This is a genomic window from Rhizobium sp. K33 (genome assembly GCF_056501445.1).
Genome location: NZ_CP096478.1, coordinates 1,159,131 through 1,175,889, shown reverse-complemented (window position 1 = coordinate 1,175,889; position 16,759 = coordinate 1,159,131). Strand labels below are relative to the sequence as shown.

Annotated in this window: 15 protein-coding genes; 12 read left to right on the top strand and 3 right to left on the bottom strand. The window is 62.1% G+C overall.

Going from position 1 to position 16,759, the window contains the following annotated elements; translation table 11 throughout:
- Positions 1 to 110: 110 nt before the first annotated feature.
- The 4 genes from M1E12_RS05785 to dprA are packed head-to-tail and all read left to right on the top strand — an operon-like array spanning position 111 to position 4,160.
- A complete protein-coding gene (locus tag M1E12_RS05785; protein ID WP_310238106.1) occupies positions 111 to 1,067 on the top strand; it encodes an aspartate carbamoyltransferase catalytic subunit in 957 nt (318 codons plus the stop codon).
- Complete coding sequence (locus M1E12_RS05780) at positions 1,064 to 2,356, top strand: dihydroorotase (RefSeq protein WP_479564043.1); 1,293 nt, start codon at positions 1,064 to 1,066, stop codon at positions 2,354 to 2,356. Before M1E12_RS05785 ends, M1E12_RS05780 begins: the two co-directional genes overlap by 4 nt.
- Positions 2,357 to 2,381: 25 nt before the next feature.
- Positions 2,382 to 2,993 carry a glycerol-3-phosphate 1-O-acyltransferase PlsY gene (gene plsY, locus M1E12_RS05775; protein WP_136542561.1) on the top strand — a complete coding sequence of 204 codons (612 nt, stop codon included), beginning with the start codon at positions 2,382 to 2,384 and terminating at the stop codon, positions 2,991 to 2,993.
- Between the two features lie 9 nt (positions 2,994 to 3,002).
- Positions 3,003 to 4,160: a DNA-processing protein DprA gene (dprA, locus tag M1E12_RS05770; RefSeq protein ID WP_479564042.1), complete on the top strand. Its 1,158-nt coding sequence runs from the start codon at positions 3,003 to 3,005 to the stop codon at positions 4,158 to 4,160.
- On the opposite strand, the gene M1E12_RS05765 is transcribed toward dprA, so the two are convergent.
- Positions 4,113 to 4,346 (bottom strand): hypothetical protein, encoded by a 234-nt coding sequence (locus M1E12_RS05765; protein ID WP_113459422.1) that lies wholly within the window; start codon positions 4,344 to 4,346, stop codon positions 4,113 to 4,115. The genes dprA and M1E12_RS05765 overlap by 48 nt on opposite strands.
- A 246-nt stretch (positions 4,347 to 4,592) precedes the next feature.
- On the opposite strand from M1E12_RS05765, the gene topA reads away from it, so the two are divergent.
- The 5 genes from topA to rpmG all read left to right on the top strand — a co-directional run bounded on the left by topA (position 4,593) and on the right by rpmG (position 11,813).
- The gene (topA, locus tag M1E12_RS05760) at positions 4,593 to 7,298 is read left to right on the top strand and encodes a type I DNA topoisomerase (RefSeq protein WP_479564041.1); all 2,706 of its coding nucleotides are present in this window, start codon (positions 4,593 to 4,595) and stop codon (positions 7,296 to 7,298) included.
- Between the two features lie 137 nt (positions 7,299 to 7,435).
- A complete protein-coding gene (rnr, locus tag M1E12_RS05755) occupies positions 7,436 to 9,658 on the top strand; it encodes a ribonuclease R (protein ID WP_479564835.1) in 2,223 nt (740 codons plus the stop codon).
- Positions 9,659 to 9,681: 23 nt separating this feature from the next.
- Entirely contained in the window at positions 9,682 to 10,131 is a 450-nt protein-coding gene (locus M1E12_RS05750) for a DUF983 domain-containing protein (protein ID WP_113459420.1), read from the top strand.
- A 239-nt stretch (positions 10,132 to 10,370) separates the two neighbouring features.
- Positions 10,371 to 11,555, top strand: a complete 1,185-nt coding sequence (locus M1E12_RS05745) for an MFS transporter (protein WP_113459419.1) — start codon at positions 10,371 to 10,373, stop codon at positions 11,553 to 11,555.
- 90 nt (positions 11,556 to 11,645) lie between these two features.
- Positions 11,646 to 11,813, top strand: coding sequence for a 50S ribosomal protein L33 (gene rpmG, locus M1E12_RS05740; RefSeq protein WP_003547442.1), 168 nt, complete (start codon positions 11,646 to 11,648; stop codon positions 11,811 to 11,813).
- Positions 11,814 to 12,560: 747 nt separating this feature from the next.
- On the opposite strand, the gene M1E12_RS05735 is transcribed toward rpmG, so the two are convergent.
- Together M1E12_RS05735 and M1E12_RS05730 are read right to left on the bottom strand one after the other, a co-directional pair.
- Positions 12,561 to 13,934, bottom strand: coding sequence for a PleD family two-component system response regulator (locus M1E12_RS05735; protein WP_136542566.1), 1,374 nt, complete (start codon positions 13,932 to 13,934; stop codon positions 12,561 to 12,563).
- 12 nt (positions 13,935 to 13,946) lie between these two features.
- Complete coding sequence (locus M1E12_RS05730) at positions 13,947 to 14,318, bottom strand: response regulator (RefSeq protein WP_102019694.1); 372 nt, start codon at positions 14,316 to 14,318, stop codon at positions 13,947 to 13,949.
- Between the two features lie 138 nt (positions 14,319 to 14,456).
- On the opposite strand from M1E12_RS05730, the gene M1E12_RS05725 reads away from it, so the two are divergent.
- From M1E12_RS05725 to M1E12_RS05715, 3 genes are all read left to right on the top strand, one after another.
- Positions 14,457 to 14,750, top strand: coding sequence for a DUF3572 domain-containing protein (locus tag M1E12_RS05725; RefSeq protein WP_136542567.1), 294 nt, complete (start codon positions 14,457 to 14,459; stop codon positions 14,748 to 14,750).
- Positions 14,750 to 15,385, top strand: a complete 636-nt coding sequence (locus tag M1E12_RS05720; RefSeq protein WP_479564040.1) for a hypothetical protein — start codon at positions 14,750 to 14,752, stop codon at positions 15,383 to 15,385. The genes M1E12_RS05725 and M1E12_RS05720 overlap by 1 nt, the downstream gene beginning before the upstream one ends.
- Before the next feature lie 89 nt (positions 15,386 to 15,474).
- Positions 15,475 to 16,758: a DNA polymerase IV gene (locus M1E12_RS05715; protein ID WP_479564039.1), complete on the top strand. Its 1,284-nt coding sequence runs from the start codon at positions 15,475 to 15,477 to the stop codon at positions 16,756 to 16,758.
- Position 16,759: the final 1 nt, after the last annotated feature.

Genomic DNA, 16,759 nt, shown 5'->3' with positions numbered 1-16,759 from the left:
CCTTCTCTTCGCTCCTATTACATGGGGACCGCGCGTCAATCCACCTAGCATGTGCTTGCCGGGTCCGATCCCACACTTTATAGACCGCGTGACATCTCAGGAGGACGTCCATGGTCTTCTTTCCCCATCGCCATCTCATCGGCATCAAGGGCCTCACCGAGCAGGACATTACGTTCCTGTTGGACAAGGCGGACGAAGCCGTCAAAATCAGCCGCCAGCGGGAGAAGAAGACTTCCACGCTGAGAGGCCTTACCCAGATCAATCTCTTCTTCGAAGCCTCGACGCGGACGCAAGCCTCCTTCGAGCTTGCGGGCAAACGTCTCGGCGCCGACGTGATGAACATGTCGGTCGGCAATTCCTCCGTGAAGAAGGGCGAAACCCTGATCGACACAGCGATGACGCTGAATGCCATGCGGCCGGACGTGCTGGTGGTGCGGCATTCCTCGGCGGGTGCGGCAGCCCTTCTTTCGCAAAAGGTTGCCTGCGCTGTGGTCAATGCCGGCGACGGACAGCACGAACATCCGACCCAGGCGCTGCTCGATGCGCTCACCATCCGCCGCGCCAAGGGCAAGCTGTCGCGCATCATCGTGGCGATCTGCGGCGACGTGCTGCATTCGCGCGTTGCACGCTCCAATATCCTGCTTCTCAACGCGATGGGCGCCCGGGTGCGCGTCGTGGCGCCTGCCACGCTTCTGCCCGCCGGCATCGCCGACATGGGCTGCGAGGTCTTCCACGACATGAAGGAAGGCCTAAAGGATGCTGACGTCGTGATGATGCTGCGCCTGCAGCGCGAGCGCATGTCCGGCTCCTTCGTGCCGTCGGTGCGCGAATATTTCCACTTCTACGGGCTCGATGCCGAAAAGCTGAAGGCCGCCAAGGAGGATGCGCTCGTGATGCATCCGGGTCCAATGAACCGCGGCGTCGAAATTGCCTCCGAAGTGGCAGATGGCCCGCAGAGCGTGATCGAGAGCCAGGTGGAAATGGGGGTCGCGGTGCGCATGGCCGTCATGGAGACGCTGCTCGTCTCGCAGAACCAGGGACCGCGTTCGGAGGGAATGGGCGCATGAGAAAACCTCTCGTTCTCAAAAATCTCCGCATCCTCGATCCGTCCCGCAAGCTGGACGAAGTTGGCACTATCATTGTCGGCGCTGACGGCAAGATCCTCGCTTCTGGCGCCGATGCGCAAAACCAGGGCGCACCCGAGGGTGCCGATATCCGCGACTGCCAAGGCCTCACGGCGATTCCGGGCCTCGTGGATGCCCGCGTCTTCGTGGGCGAGCCCGGTGCAGAACACCGCGAAACCATTGCTTCGGCCAGCAAGGCGGCAGCGGCCGGTGGCATCACATCCTTCATCATGATGCCGGAAACCGATCCCGTCATCGACGACATCGCACTCGTGGAATTCGTCAAGAAGACGGCGCGCGACACGGCCGACGTCAATGTCTATCCGGCAGCGGCCCTGACCAATGGACTGAGCAGCGCGGAAATGACGGAAATGGGAATGCTCCAGCAAGCTGGAGCGGTTGCCTTCACCAACGGCCGCTATGGGCTCAACGACACGCAGGTGCTGCGGCGGGCCATGACCTATGCGCGCGAATTCGGCGCGGTGATCGCACTGGAGACGCGCGAGAAATATCTCGCGGCCAATGGCGTGATGAATGAAGGGCTGCTTGCGAGCTGGCTTGGTCTCTCGGGCATTCCAAAGGAGACAGAAGTCATCCCGCTGGAACGTGATCTGCGGATCGCGGCGCTGACGCGGGCGAAATATCACGCCTCGCAAATCTCCGTGCCGGAATCGGTGGAGGCGATCGAGGTGGCCCGCAAGCGCGGCGCCAAGGTCACCTGCGGCATCTCGATCAACCATCTGAGCCTCAACGAAAACGACATCGGCGAGTACCGGACCTTCTTCAAGCTCTATCCGCCGCTGCGCTCGGAAGACGACCGCATGGCGATGGTCGACGCCCTGGCCAAGGGACAGATCGACATCATCGTCTCCTCGCATGATCCGCAGGACGTGGACACCAAGCGTCTGCCCTTCGGCGAGGCAGCGGATGGTGCAATCGGGCTTGAGACCATGCTGTCGGCCGCCCTTCGCCTGCACCATGCCGGCCAGGTGCCGCTGATGCGGCTGATCGATGCCATGTCGACGCGGCCAGCCGAGATCTTCGGCCTTCCGGGCGGCACGCTGAAGCCGGGAGCGCCCGGCGATATCGCGCTCATCGATCTCGATGAACCCTGGCTCGTCTCGCGCGACAGCCTGCTTGCGCGCTCGAAGAACACGCCGTTCGAAGATGCTCGTTTTTCGGGCCGGGCCGTTGCGACCTATGTCGGCGGCCAGTGCGTCCACGCACTCTAAGGAATCCAAGAGGAGACGGATCCCCGTGATCGACTTTTCCGCCCTCGGCTGGGGCAATCTCGCCATCGTTCTCGTATTCGGCTACCTGCTGGGCTCCATCCCCTTCGGCCTGGTGCTGACCAAGATGGCCGGGCTTGGCGACCTGCGCTCGATCGGCTCGGGCAATATCGGCGCGACGAATGTCCTGCGGACCGGCAACAAGAAGCTTGCGGCTGCCACGCTTCTGCTCGACGCCTTGAAGGCCACGGCAGCGGCGCTGATCGCGCATGCGGTGTTTGGCCACAATGCCGGTCTTTTCGGCGGCTTCGCCGCCTTCATCGGCCACCTCTTCCCGGTCTGGCTCGGCTTCAAGGGCGGCAAGGGTGTCGCGACCTATATCGGCACGCTGCTCGGTGTGGCGCCGCTGATGGTTCTCGTCTTTGCGGTTGCCTGGCTCTCGGTCGCCTTCATCACCCGCTACTCTTCGTTGTCCGCTCTCGTCGCCACACTTGTCATTCCGGTTGCATTGTGGATACTTGGGGTTGAAGAGGCGGCGCTCGTGACGGCAGTCATGACCGTCATCACCTATTGGCGTCACAAGCAGAACATCGAGCGGCTGATCGCGGGCACCGAAAGCAAGATCGGCAAAAAGGGCTAGAGGAGAGCCATGGGGTCAGACGGCGCAAGACGAAAAGGGATTGCGCTGACGGACCGCCAGAGGATCGCCTGGCTCAGGCTCATTCGTAGCGACAATGTCGGACCGGCCACGTTTCGCGATCTCATCAACCATTTCGGTTCCGCCGAAGCTGCGCTGGACGCACTTCCAGAGCTTTCCCGGCGGGGCGGATCGACCCGCAGCATCCGGGTTGCCACCGTCGCCGAAGCCGAGCGTGAGATCGAAACCGCGCATCGTCTCGGCGCCTGCTTCATCGGCATTGGCGAACCCGACTATCCCCCGGCACTGCGACAGATCGATGCGGCCCCTCCCCTGATTGCCGCCAAAGGCGACCTCGGCATTGCCAACCTTCCGTCCGTCGGGATCGTCGGATCGCGCAATGCCTCGATCAGTGGCGCGAAGTTTGCGGCGATGATGGCCCGCGAGATCGGCCGAGCCGGCTACTGCGTCGTTTCCGGTCTCGCCCGCGGGATCGATGCCGCCGCGCATCGTGCCAGTCTCGACACCGGTACAATCGCGGCGATGGCCGGCGGGCTCGACCAGCCCTACCCTCCCGAGAATGTCGACCTGCTCGACCAGATCTGCAGTGGACGGGGTCTTGCGATCTCTGAAATGCCTTTCGGCTGGGAGCCGCGGGCACGGGATTTTCCCCGGCGCAACCGGCTGATTGCAGGCGTGGCCCTGGGCGTTGTCGTCATCGAGGCTGCGGCGAGATCGGGCTCGCTGATAACGGCTCGGCTTGCCGGCGAGTTCGGCCGACTGGTGTTTGCCGTTCCAGGATCGCCGCTCGATCCGCGCTGCGAAGGCACCAACGGGCTGCTGAAGGATGGGGCGACGGTCACGACCAAGCCGCAGGACGTGCTGCAGGCGCTGGCGCCGATCTCGCAACTCGATCTCTTTTCACAGAACGAGGCAGACGAGCCGGATAGCGAGGATGGCCGGGAGCACGCCCTTGCACCGCCGCCCAATGATGATGAGCGCCTCGTGATCGTGGAGGCACTCGGGCCGACGCCGGTCGAGATCGACGATATCATCCGCCATACGGGGCTTGCCGCATCCTCGGTCTATCTCGTCTTGCTGGAACTCGACATTGCAGGCCGGTTAGAACGGCATGCGGGTGGCTTTGTCTCGCTGAGCATGATTGATTGACAGCGAGCGGCGGCCGGACTGGACGTCGCCAGCCTCCACATAAGCCATCTCGATCAGGTAGCACAGCATTTCGGCGCCTTCGTTCTCGGCCACCATGCGCAGCTCGGCGAGCATCTGTCTGATATAGGCGATGTTTTCCATCGTGCGGTTTGCGCGACCATTCGTTTCGCCTGTGTCTCGTGCCATCGCTCTCGCCCGTCACCACCAGAGGCCGCCACAACCTGGCCTCGCCATATCTCGCACGACCACAATAGAGCATTTATCCTAGATTGCAATCTACCTATGATCTTCCTCCGGTTGTATATATCCATAGGTCGGAAAATAGGCCGCGCCTCTTGACCGCAGCCGTTTCGCCCTCCATGTCGGAAAACCGTGTTCCGAAGACTGTGGTGCGGTGCCACTGATCGGATGCGTTGAAGGTACAGCTATCCAATGAACGTCGTAGTCGTAGAATCCCCGGCCAAGGCCAAGACGATCAACAAGTATCTGGGCTCCGGATACAAGGTGCTCGCCTCGTTCGGCCATGTGCGCGATCTGCCAGCCAAGGATGGCTCCGTTCTGCCGGACCAGGATTTCGAGATGTTCTGGGAGGTGGATGGCGCGTCCCAGAAGCGCATGAAGGATATCGCCGACGCGGTGAAGTCGTCCGACGGACTGTTCCTCGCAACCGACCCGGATCGCGAAGGCGAAGCCATTTCCTGGCACGTGCTCGATCTCCTGAAGAAGAAGCGCGTCATCGGCGACAAGCCGGTCAAGCGCGTCGTCTTCAACGCCATCACCAAGAAGGCCGTGCTCGATGCTATGGCCAATCCGCGCGACATCGACACGCCGCTGGTGGATGCCTATCTCGCCCGCCGCGCGCTTGACTATCTCGTCGGCTTCAATCTTTCGCCGGTTCTCTGGCGCAAGCTGCCGGGTGCCCGCTCGGCCGGCCGCGTCCAGTCCGTGGCGCTGCGCCTCGTCTGTGACCGCGAGACGGAGATCGAGCGGTTTGTCGCCGAAGAATACTGGAACATCTCCGCGCTCCTAAAGACGCCGCGCGGCGATGAATTCGAGGCGAAGCTCGTTTCGCATCTCGGCAAGCGCATCCAGCGCAACTCCGTGACCAATGGCGACCAGGCCAACCAGATCAAGGCGCTCCTCGATGGCGCGGCCTATGCCGTCGACAGCGTCGAGGCGAAGCCCGTAAAGCGCAATCCGGGCCCTCCCTTCACGACCTCGACGTTGCAGCAGGCCGCCTCTTCAAAGCTCGGCTTCTCGGCGTCGCGCACCATGCAGGTCGCTCAGAAGCTTTATGAAGGTATCGATATCGGCGGCGAGACCGTCGGTCTCATTACCTATATGCGTACCGATGGTGTGCAGATGGCCCCGGAAGCCATCGACGCTGCCCGTGCCGCCGTGCTCGATCAGTTCGGTCCGCGCTACGTGCCGGAGAAGCCGCGCTTTTATTCGACCAAGGCGAAGAACGCCCAGGAAGCGCACGAAGCCATTCGTCCGACTGACTTCAATCGCTCGCCGGACAAGCTGCGGCGCTTCCTCGATGCCGACCAGATGCGCCTTTACGACCTGATCTGGAAGCGCGGCATCGCGAGTCAGATGGCTTCGGCGGAAATCGAGCGCACGACGGTCGAGATCCTCGCCGACAACAAGGGTGACAAGGCAGGTCTCCGCGCCGTGGGCTCGGTCATCCGTTTCGACGGCTTCATTGCCGCCTATACGGACCAGCGCGAAGAAGGCGAAGCACCGGAAGATGGTGACGACGAGGATGGCCGCCTGCCCGAGATCAATGCCCGCGAGGCACTGGCCAAGCAGAAGGTGAATGCCAGCCAGCACTTCACCGAGCCGCCGCCGCGCTATTCGGAAGCCTCGCTGATCAAGAAGATGGAAGAGCTCGGCATCGGCCGTCCGTCGACCTATGCCGCGACGCTGAAGACGCTGAGCGACCGTGAATATGTCATCATGGACAAGCGCAAGCTGATCCCGCATTCCAAGGGACGGCTGGTCACGGCGTTTCTCGAGAACTTCTTCACGAAGTATGTCGAATACGATTTCACCGCCGATCTCGAGGAGAAGCTCGACAAGATTTCGGCCGGCGAACTGAACTGGAAGGACGTGCTGCGCAACTTCTGGCAGGACTTCTTCGCCCAGATCGAAGACACCAAGGAATTGCGCGTCACGAACGTGCTGGACGCGCTGAACGAGGCGCTGGCGCCGCTCGTCTTCCCGAAGCGCGAAGACGGATCGGATCCGCGCATCTGCCAGGTCTGCGGCACCGGTAACCTGTCGCTGAAGCTCGGCAAGTACGGCGCCTTCGTCGGCTGCTCCAACTATCCGGAATGCAATTACACGCGCCAGCTGACCTCCGAAGGCGGCGCCGAGGCCGAAGCCAATGGCAGCAACGAGCCGCGGGCGCTGGGCAAGGATCCGGTGACCGACGAGGAAATCACGCTGCGCACCGGTCGCTTCGGACCCTATGTCCAGCGCGGCGACGGCAAGGAAGCCAAACGCTCGTCGCTGCCCAAGGGCTGGTCGCCGGCCGACATCGATTTCGAGAAGGCGCTTTCGCTGCTTTCGCTGCCGCGCGACGTCGGTCCGCATCCCGAAACCGGCAAGATGATCACGGCCGGTCTCGGGCGCTACGGACCCTTCGTGCTGCATGACGGCACCTATGCCAATCTGGAAGGCATCGAAGATGTGCTCTCCATCGGCATCAACCGCGCCGTCACCGTGCTCGCCGAGAAGCAGAGCAAGGGTCCGGGCGGCCGTGGCCGGACGGCGGCCGCAGCCCTCAAGGAACTCGGGGAACATCCCGACGGCGGAGCGATTACGGTTCGTGACGGGCGCTACGGTCCCTACGTCAACTGGGGCAAGGTCAATGCGACCCTGCCAAAGGGCAAGGATCCACAGAGCGTGACCGTTGAGGAAGCGCTAGTGCTGATCGCCGAGCGCGCGGCCAAGGATGGCGGCGGCAAGGCCAAGGCGAAGAAGGCTCCGGCCAAGGCTGCCAAGGCAAAGTCTGCCGACGGCGCTGCCGAAAAGCCGAAGAAGGCCGCTGCAAAGCCGAAGGCGGCCGCTGCCAAGAAGGCACCGGCCAAGACGGCTGCGAAGGCGAAGACAACGAAGAAGAGTGCGACTTGAGCAAGAAATTCCGCGACCCCTCCGAGATCCCCGGCTCCGGCAACCGCAAGAGCCGGCGTGCGGAAGGCGCGGCCAAGGCCAAGGCCGGCAACCCGGCTGCCCTGATCCACGGCGAGGTTCCGCCGCGCGATGTGCTCATGCAGTTCATCACCGAGAACCCGGATCGCGCCTCCAAGCGTGAGATCGCCAAGGCCTTTGGCCTCAAGGGCGAGCAGCGGGTGGAGCTCAAGCAGGCCCTGAAGGATCTGGAAAATGACGGACTGGTGCAGAAGAGCCGCAAGTCTCTGACGCGGCCGGGCGCCCTCCCCCCGGTGACCGTTCTCGACATCACGACGCGCGACAAGGATGGCGAGCTGATCGGCCGTCCGGCCGAGTGGCCCGATGAGGCCGGTGCCGCACCGGCGGTGCTGATCCGCCAGTCGAGCTCGGACCGGTCCAAGGGCAAGACACCGGTTGGCGGCCTCGGCGACCGGGTGCTCGCCAAGATCTTCACCAACAAGGACCGCTCCGGCCCCGCCTATACGGCGCGGGTCATCAAGATCCTCGATCGGCATGTGGGATCGATCATGGGCGTCGTCAGGATGATGCCGGACGGCGGCGCACGCCTGATGCCGATCGACCGCCGCGGTGAAGAAATGCAGATCGATGCGAGCGATCTGGGCGAGGCCAAGGACGGCGATCTGGTCGAGGTGGAGGTCGGTCGTGCAGCGCGCATGGGCCTGACACGTGCCAAGGTGCTGACGGTGGTCGGCTCTGTCGCATCCGAGAAAGCGATCTCGATGATCGCCATCCATGCGCATGGCATCCCGCATATCTTCCCGCAGTCGGTGATCTCGGAAGCCGAGGCGGCCAAGCCCGCGTCGATGTCGCATCGCGAGGACTGGCGCGACCTGCCGCTGATCACCATCGATCCACATGACGCCAAGGACCATGACGACGCCGTCTATGCCGAACTCGACCCCTCGCCCGATAATGAGGGCGGCGTCATCGTCACCGTCGCCATCGCCGATGTCTCCTATTATGTCCGGCCGAAATCAGCGCTCGACCGCGAGGCTCTGAAGCGCGGCAATTCCGTCTACTTCCCCGATCGCGTCGTTCCCATGCTGCCGGAGCGGATTTCCAACGATCTCTGCTCGCTGCGTGAGGGTGTCGACCGTCCGGCTCTCGCCGTGCGCATGGTCTTCTCGCATGAGGGCCGCAAGGCAAGCCACACCTTCCATCGCATCATGATGAAGAGTGCGGCCAAGCTTTCCTATCAGCAGGCGCAAGCCGCGATCGACGGCAATCCTGACGACAAGACCGGGCCGCTGCTGGAGCCGATCCTGAAACCCCTGTGGCATGCCTATGGCGTGATGAAGCGCGGTCGTGACCGTCGCCAGCCGCTCGAGCTCGACATGCCCGAGCGCAAGATCATCCTTAAGGAAGACGGCACGGTCGATCGCGTGCATGTGCCGGAGCGCCTCGATGCGCATAAGCTGATCGAGGAGATGATGATCCAGGCCAACGTCTCGGCTGCCGAGACGCTGGAGAAGAAGCGCCAGCCGCTGATCTACCGCATCCATGATGCGCCGACGCTCGCCAAGCAGGAAGTGTTGCGCGAGTTTCTGGCGACGCTTGGCATGTCGCTGGTCAAGGGCGGCAACATGCGGTCCAACTCGTTCAACGGCATCCTTGCCAAGGCTGAAGGCACGCCGCACCAGACCATGGTCAACGAGATGGTGCTGCGCAGCCAGAGCCAGGCCATCTACAGCCCCGACAATATCGGCCATTTCGGCCTTAATCTGATGAAGTATGCGCACTTCACCTCGCCGATCCGGCGCTACGCCGACCTGATCGTGCATCGGGCGCTGGTCGGATCCCTCGGCCTCGGCGAAGGCGGCATCACGCCGGACGAGGAAGCAAGCCTCGAGGATATCGCGGCCGAGATCTCGACCTTCGAGCGGCGGGCGATGGCGGCCGAGCGTGACACGATCAACCGATTGATCGCGCATCACCTGGCCGGTCGCATCGGCGACGAATTCGAGGGTCAGGTCGGTGGTGTGACGAAGTCCGGCCTCTTCATCAGCCTGCCGCAATTTGGCGCAGATGGCTTCATCCCGGTTTCAACACTGGGTCGCGACTACTATATCTACGACGAAGCGCATCAGGCCCTGACGGGTGAGAAGTCCGGGCTCGGTTATCAGCTCGGCGATACCGTCGAGGTTCGTCTGGTGGAGGCTGTGCCGCTCGCCGGTGCGCTGCGCTTCGAGATGCTGAGCGAGGGACGCAAGATGCCGGTGGCGACGCGTTCCTTTCACAAGGCCGGACGGCGGAACGGGCGCAAGCAGCCCGGGACGCGTCCGCCACGCTCGCGACGTTGACCCTTTTGCCCCGGAGGCAGGACATGACCGCCAATCAGACCCCAGTGACCATGCAATATGGCGCCAGCGACAAGACCGACCGCCCGCTCGGGCGCTCGATCAAGCGCGGCATGCTGAACCAGTGCCCCGCCTGCGGATCCGGCAAGCTGTTCCGCAGCTACCTCAAGGTGGTCGACAACTGTGCCGCCTGTGGAGAGGACTATCATCATCATCGGGCAGACGACCTGCCGGCCTATCTGGTGATCCTGATCCTCGGCCATGTGCTGGTCGGCGGGTTCATGGCAACCGATCTGGTCTTCGTGCTGCCGGCCTGGGTGCATTTCGCGATCTGGGCTCCGATCGGCGTGGTGACCTCGCTTCTGTGCCTGCAGCCGATCAAGGGTGGCGTCGTGGGCCTGCAATGGGCATTGCGCATGCACGGCTTTGGCGGCAAGGAAGACGAGCCGGAAGCCTTCGTCGAGGGACGCGACTAAGTCACCCAACCGTCACGTGGCTGTGGCGGTTTATCGTTAAAGGTCCAAAAAAGTCGCCGGCTTGATTCGCCGCGAGAGATCAGAAGCGCTTGACAGGTGCGCGATTTCCGGTCTGAACATGCCGCGCCGATCGACGACGCCCGGGAGCTAATACGCGCCGATGCCATCACAGATTTCGACACCCGCTTGCCTGCGCCTCGATCGCAGGCTGGGACCTGACATCAACGACCGGGTGTCCGATGTCTGAGACGAAACAGGGCCTGAACGGCCATCGTGAAGAGATCCACTGGCCCTCTCTCGTGGCGGCGATTGCTTCGATCTCCGCTGTCGGCATTGCCATCGGCCTCGGCTTGCCACTGCTCAGCATCATTCTCGAAAAGCGCGGCATTTCCTCCACGCTGATCGGCCTCAACTCCGCCATGGCCGGCATTGCCGCGATGGCCGCGGCACCGGTGACGACCAAGCTCGCCCACAAGTTCGGCGTCGTGCCGACCATGCTCTGGGCGGTCCTGCTGTCGGCGATCAGTGCGGTCGGTTTCTACTACGCCACGCAGTTCTGGATGTGGTTTCCGCTGCGCATCGTCTTCCATGGCGCGACCACCACCCTCTTCATTCTCTCGGAGTTCTGGATCAATGCCGCAGCACCGTCGCGCAAGCGCGGTTTGGTCATGGGCATCTATGCCACGATGCTGGCGGTCGGCTTTGCCTGCGGTCCCCTGCTCTTCTCGGTGATCGGCAGTGACGGACTGCTACCCTTTGCCGTGGGTGCCGTGGCAATCCTGGCGGCTGCCATCCCGATCTATATCGCTCGCCACGAAAGCCCTGTGCTGGGCGAAAAGCCGGAGATGCATTTCTTCCGCTATATCTTCCTCGTGCCGACGGCGACCGTGGCGGTCTTCGTCTTCGGGGCGGTCGAGGCGGGCGGGTTGTCGCTCTTTCCGATCTATGCCACCCGCAGCGGCTTCACCGAGACACAGGCAGCGCTCCTGCTCACCGTCATGGGCATCGGCAACATGGTCTTCCAGATCCCGCTGGGGCTCCTCTCCGACCGAATGCGCGATCGCCGCAAGCTTCTCTCTGCACTCGCCGTCATCGGGCTTGCGGGATCGCTCGCCCTCCCCTGGCTTTCCGACCACTGGCACCTGATGGCCATCGTGCTTCTGTTCTGGGGCGGTTGCGTGTCCGGTCTCTACACCGTGGGCTTGAGCCATCTCGGCTCGCGACTCACCGGGGCCGATCTTGCTGCCGCAAACGCAGCCTTCATCTTCTGCTATGCCGTCGGCACTGTCGCCGGCCCGCAGGCGATCGGAGCCGCCATTGACATCACCGGCAATGACGGCTTTGCATGGGCAATTGCCGGCTTCTTCGCCCTCTATGTGGTGCTTTCCCTGGGACGCCTGCTTTTTAAGCCGAAACGCACTTGACTTTTCAGGCGCGATTTGTAGTTTCGCGCCAGATTTGCCGTGGGCCTCGTTCGGTCGTCCACGGCTTCGTTTATTAGAGGCAGGACGACCATGGCCAAGGCTACAACCATCAAGATCAAGCTTCTGTCGACGGCTGACACGGGTTTCTTTTACGTGACCACGAAGAACAGCCGTACCATGACGGACAAGATGACGAAGACCAAGTACGACCCGGTTGCTAAGAAGCATGTCGAGTTCAAGGAAACCAAGATCAAGTAAGACTTGATCGAAGGCTTCTCAAAAAGGCGTGCCGTTCTGCGGCGCGCCTTTTTCTTTTGCAGTCCTGCCTGACGTCACGGGTGTCCAAAACGAAAAACACCGGCTTCCTTGCGGAAACCGGTGTTTTTCGATTAGGGGGTCGGTCGGCATGGGACACGGCACGAGGAACCGTTTTGACGTCACATACCAACCGACCGACCCCACGACCCAGGAGATGCGGCGGACCTGAGCATCATGGGGTATTCACAACCTCCGCAGAGGTCTTGTCTGATGGGTGCAAGTTCTCTCAAGTAGAGAAAAAAATCAACAGTTTATTAACTGAGGCGCGGATCATCGCTCCAATATGGTTAAATTAGCCGCGGATGATCTTGCGCTTGGAAGGTGATAGTCAGTTCTACACACATTAATCTTTTAGAATACCCTCAGTTCATTTGGCAAAGTCCCAAGTCTAGTTTCTCCACGCTGCATGCCCTCGCGAAAGGCGAGCAGGTCTCACCCGCCAAAGCGCAATCTAATATTCAATTAAATACAAAGATCACTAAGCACATGTCAGCTTTGGTTGACGCGATGAGCCTCAGGCTCGTGCAGGACTATTCCGGAAATAATAGATATGTGCCTTTGTAACTGCTCAAAAACGCAGCAGGATTTTGTGCCCATGCACAGGCGACCAGCATCAATAAAGCTGTGAACATCTTGCCGGGTTAGGATCAAAATCGAGCAGAGCAGGGAATTCCTGACACAAAGCGCTCAAGCAGCGGCGGCGACGACTCTGTTGCGGCCGGAATTCTTGGCTTCGTAAAGCGCGCGGTCAGCCTGCTTCAGGAGCTGCTCGGGTGTATCGATCCCGGGCATCAGGGTCGCGATCCCCATGGAGGCCGTGAGCATCAGCGGCGTCTCGCCCGAACGCAGCTGGAAGGGCCGCGCCTCGATCATGCCACGGAGACGCTCAGCGACGGCGGCTGCCGCTTCCGCCGGCGTGTCGGGCATGACGACGACAAACTCTTCACCGCCGAAGCGGCAGGCAAGATCGGCGCCGCGCACGGTGGAGCGGATGCGCCCGGCAAACTCCTTCAGCACCTCGTCCCCGGCATCATGACCGTAGACATCATTGACCTGCTTGAAGCGGTCGATGTCGGTGATGCAGATCGTCAGAGGACGACCGCGGACCTTGGCGCGGGCAAAGAGCGTGCGCAGATGGGTATCGAGGTAGCGACGATTGTGCAGGCCCGTCAGAGCGTCGGTGACGGCGAGTTCGATCGTCTGGCGTACGCTGTTGCGCAAGCGGTCGTTATAGCGCTTGCGGCGCACCTGGGTCAGCGAGCGGGCAATCAGTTCGTTGGGGTCGAGCGGACGGACGATGTAGTCGTTGACGCCCAGATCGAGCGCCCGGATGATCATCTGCTCGTCGCCCTGTTCGGTGATCAACAGGATCGGAATGAAACGCGTGCGCTCCAGCGAGCGGATCTGCGAGCAGAGCCGCAGGGGATCGTAGTCTTCCAGATTGCCATTGACGATCACGAGGTCGAAACTGTTCTCCGCCGCCTCGAAGACCGCCGCCTGCGGATCCGACATGGCGGACACCTCGGCAATCGGCTTCAGCGCCTTGATGATGCGCTCCTGTGAGGCGCCGCGGCTGTCGACGAGGAGAACATGCGCCTGTTCTTCCAGGCGGCCATCCTGCAGGCGCAGCATATCGTCGAGACCGGCCTGGCGGGTCGAGTCGTGGCGAATGCGCAATTCATCCGTGAGCGTCTTGAGGCGCACCAGGCTCTTCACGCGGGAAATGAGCTGCAGATCGTTGACCGGCTTGGTCAGAAAGTCATCGGCACCGGCTTTCAAGCCGCGGACGCGATCGGAAGGCTGGTCGAGCGCGGTGACCATGACGACGGGGATATGGGCGGTGCGCGGATTGGACTTCAGCCGCTCGCAAACCTCGAACCCGTCCATTTCCGGCATCATGATGTCTAGCAGGATGACGTCGACCTGGGTCCGGTCGCAGATATCGAGGGCGTCGCGGCCATTGCTTGCGGTCAGGACGTCGAAATACTCCGCCATCAGCCGCGCTTCGAGCAGCTTCACATTGGCGGGAATATCGTCAACGACCAGGATGCGGGCAGTCATGGCTGTCGGTCCTCACGCATCTCCGAGATAGGTCTTGATCGTCTCGATGAACTTCGGCACCGAGATCGGCTTGGAGACATAGGCCTCGCAGCCCCCCTGGCGGATGCGCTCCTCATCACCCTTCATGGCAAAGGCCGTGACGGCGATGACCGGGATGACGTGCAGTTCGGGATCGTCCTTCAGCCACTTGGTCACTTCGAGACCTGAGACCTCGGGCAACTGAATATCCATCAGAATGAGATCGGGATGATGGCGCCGGGCGAGATCCATGGCTTCCATGCCGTTGCGGGTCTGCACCGTCTCATAGCCGGATGCCTCGATCAGATCGCGGAAGAGCTTCATATTCAGCTCGTTGTCTTCGACAATCATAACCTTTTTCGGCATTCACCCGGTCCCTTGTCCCGCGCCGATGGGCCTCCGGGACGTGGATTCCCGGCGCGAGTTGCTTCTTCCGTCATCAAGCATGCTAGTGCAATTTGGTTTCGAAATCGGTAATTTGCCAGAGCAACAGGAAAAGACTTTATGAAAAACAGAGATATACCGGCCGATGCCGAGGCGACTGCGGTTGCCGTGCTAGGTTGGCTGGCCAATGAACCGGATATGCTGTCGCGTTTTCTGGCGCTGTCCGGTGTGCAGCCGGGGCAGTTGCGCCAGGCGGTGAATGACCCGGCCTTCCTTGCCGGCATGCTGGAATTCCTGATGCAGCACGAGCCGACGCTCATGGCCTTTTGCGCGGCAACCGAGACCAAACCCGAATCGGTGGTCGAGGCCTATCACCGCTATGCGGGTCCGAGCTTCGACAGCGCCGATTTCTGATGCTGACCGACCTTCAACACATCCGGCTCCGCGACCGGCCGCTGATCGTCTGCGACGTCGATGACGTGGTGTTGCAGTTTGCGACACCGTTCGAATCCTTCCTGCAGACGCGGGGACATCGGCTGCTGCCGCGCTCCTTCAAGCTGACTGGAAACATCGTCAATGGAAGCGACGAGAGCGTCGTCGAGGCGCCTGCCGTGAAAGCCTTGATCGACGACTTCTTCACCGAGCAGGAGCGCTGGCAGACGCCTTTTGCCGATGCGGTGGAGAGCCTTCACGCGCTTGGCGCAGATAGCGATCTCGTCTTCCTGACCGCCATGCCGCCGCGCCATGCCGAGGTGCGGCGCAGGCTGCTCGACCAGCTGACGCTCGACTTTCCGATGATCGCCACCGAAGAGGCGAAAGGACCGATGGTGGCAGCCCTTCATGCGACAAGGCCCCTGCCCCTCGCCTTCATCGATGACATGGTCCACAATCTCCATTCGGTCGGCGCGCATGTGCCGGAATGCCTGCTGATCTACCTGCCGCCACCGCTCGAGATCTTCCAATTTGCCCCGGACCCGCCGGAAACCGTGCAGCGCGTCGACAACTGGTCGGAGGCGGCAAGGGTCATCCGCAGTCATTTCGCCTCCTGACCTGAGAGAGTTGCGCATCCGGGCCCGCTCGGACTTGTCTCCCGCCATCGCGCGGCTTATGGTGGCGATGTTCAACCTTTGTTCCTGCCATGACTAGCGCACCCGTCCTCCATGTCGGCTTCTGTCGAGACTGTCTGACCGGGCAGGCCGAAGGCGTGCGCCGTTGCCGCGCCTGCGGCAGCCCACGGCTAATCTATCACCCGGAGCTCTACGACCTGTCGATCGCCCATATCGACTGTGACGCTTTCTATGCGTCCGTGGAAAAGCGCGACAATCCCGAGCTCATCGACAAGCCCGTGATCATCGGCGGCGGCAAGCGCGGCGTGGTGTCGACCGCCTGCTATGTCGCCCGCATCCATGGCGTGCGCTCCGCCATGCCGATGTTCAAGGCGCTCGAGGCCTGCCCGCAGGCGGTGGTGATCAGACCGGACATGGAGAAGTATGCGCGCGTGGGCCGCGAGATCAGGGCGATGATGGAAGAGCTGACGCCGCTGGTGCAGCCGATCTCGATCGACGAGGCCTTTCTTGATCTGAGGGGTACGGAACTGCTGCATCACGATCCGCCTGCGCGGGTTCTCGCCCGGCTTGCCCGGCGCATCGAGCAGGAGATCGGCATCACCGTTTCCGTCGGCCTGTCCTACTGCAAGTTTCTGGCGAAGGTGGCGTCCGACCTGCAGAAGCCGCGGGGCTTCTCGGTCATCGGCGAAGCCGAGGCACTGTCCTTTCTCGCGGACAAGCCGGTGACGATGATCTGGGGCGTCGGAAAAGCCTTTGCCGCGACGCTGCAGGCGGATGGGATCCGCACGATCGGCCAGCTGCAGGTGATGGACGAAACCGACCTGATGCGGCGCTACGGCACGATGGGGCAGCGTCTGGCGCGCCTGGCACGCGGTATCGACGATCGCACCGTACATCCCAATGACCCGGCCAAGAGCGTGTCGGCGGAAACGACATTCTTCGAGGACATCCACCGTCTCGATGATCTCGTGGTGCATCTGCGCGCACTCTCGGAGAAAGTGGCCTGGCGGCTGAAGCGGCATGCGATTGCCGGTCAGACGGTCGTTCTGAAGCTCAAGACGTCGGACTTCAAGCTGCGCACGCGCAACCGGCGTCTGGACGATCCGACGCAGCTTGCCGACCGCATTTTCCGGATCGGCATGTCGCTCCTGGAGAAGGAAACCGACGGCACGAAGTTTCGCCTGATCGGCATCGGCGTCAGCGATCTGCAGGATCCGACCCTGGCCGATCCGCCCGATCTCGTGGATGCACAGGCATCCCGGCGGGCGGCGGCAGAGGCGGCCATGGACAAATTACGCGACAAGTTCGGCAAGGGGACCGTGCAGACGGGTTACACCTTTCCATCCAAACGATAGG

Bases quoted from the DNA above. Each gene is read 5' to 3' on its own strand.
- M1E12_RS05785 (WP_310238106.1), top strand. From the start codon at position 111: ATGGTCTTCTTTCCCCATCGCCATCTCATCGGCATCAAGGGCCTCACC.
- M1E12_RS05780 (WP_479564043.1), top strand. From the start codon at position 1,064: ATGAGAAAACCTCTCGTTCTCAAAAATCTCCGCATCCTCGATCCGTCC.
- dprA (WP_479564042.1), top strand. From the start codon at position 3,003: ATGGGGTCAGACGGCGCAAGACGAAAAGGGATTGCGCTGACGGACCGC.
- M1E12_RS05765 (WP_113459422.1), bottom strand. From the start codon at position 4,346: ATGGCACGAGACACAGGCGAAACGAATGGTCGCGCAAACCGCACGATG.
- topA (WP_479564041.1), top strand. From the start codon at position 4,593: ATGAACGTCGTAGTCGTAGAATCCCCGGCCAAGGCCAAGACGATCAAC.
- rnr (WP_479564835.1), top strand. From the start codon at position 7,436: ATGCAGTTCATCACCGAGAACCCGGATCGCGCCTCCAAGCGTGAGATC.
- M1E12_RS05750 (WP_113459420.1), top strand. From the start codon at position 9,682: ATGACCGCCAATCAGACCCCAGTGACCATGCAATATGGCGCCAGCGAC.
- M1E12_RS05745 (WP_113459419.1), top strand. From the start codon at position 10,371: ATGTCTGAGACGAAACAGGGCCTGAACGGCCATCGTGAAGAGATCCAC.
- rpmG (WP_003547442.1), top strand. From the start codon at position 11,646: ATGGCCAAGGCTACAACCATCAAGATCAAGCTTCTGTCGACGGCTGAC.
- M1E12_RS05735 (WP_136542566.1), bottom strand. From the start codon at position 13,934: ATGACTGCCCGCATCCTGGTCGTTGACGATATTCCCGCCAATGTGAAG.
- M1E12_RS05730 (WP_102019694.1), bottom strand. From the start codon at position 14,318: ATGCCGAAAAAGGTTATGATTGTCGAAGACAACGAGCTGAATATGAAG.
- M1E12_RS05725 (WP_136542567.1), top strand. From the start codon at position 14,457: ATGAAAAACAGAGATATACCGGCCGATGCCGAGGCGACTGCGGTTGCC.
- M1E12_RS05720 (WP_479564040.1), top strand. From the start codon at position 14,750: ATGCTGACCGACCTTCAACACATCCGGCTCCGCGACCGGCCGCTGATC.
- M1E12_RS05715 (WP_479564039.1), top strand. From the start codon at position 15,475: ATGACTAGCGCACCCGTCCTCCATGTCGGCTTCTGTCGAGACTGTCTG.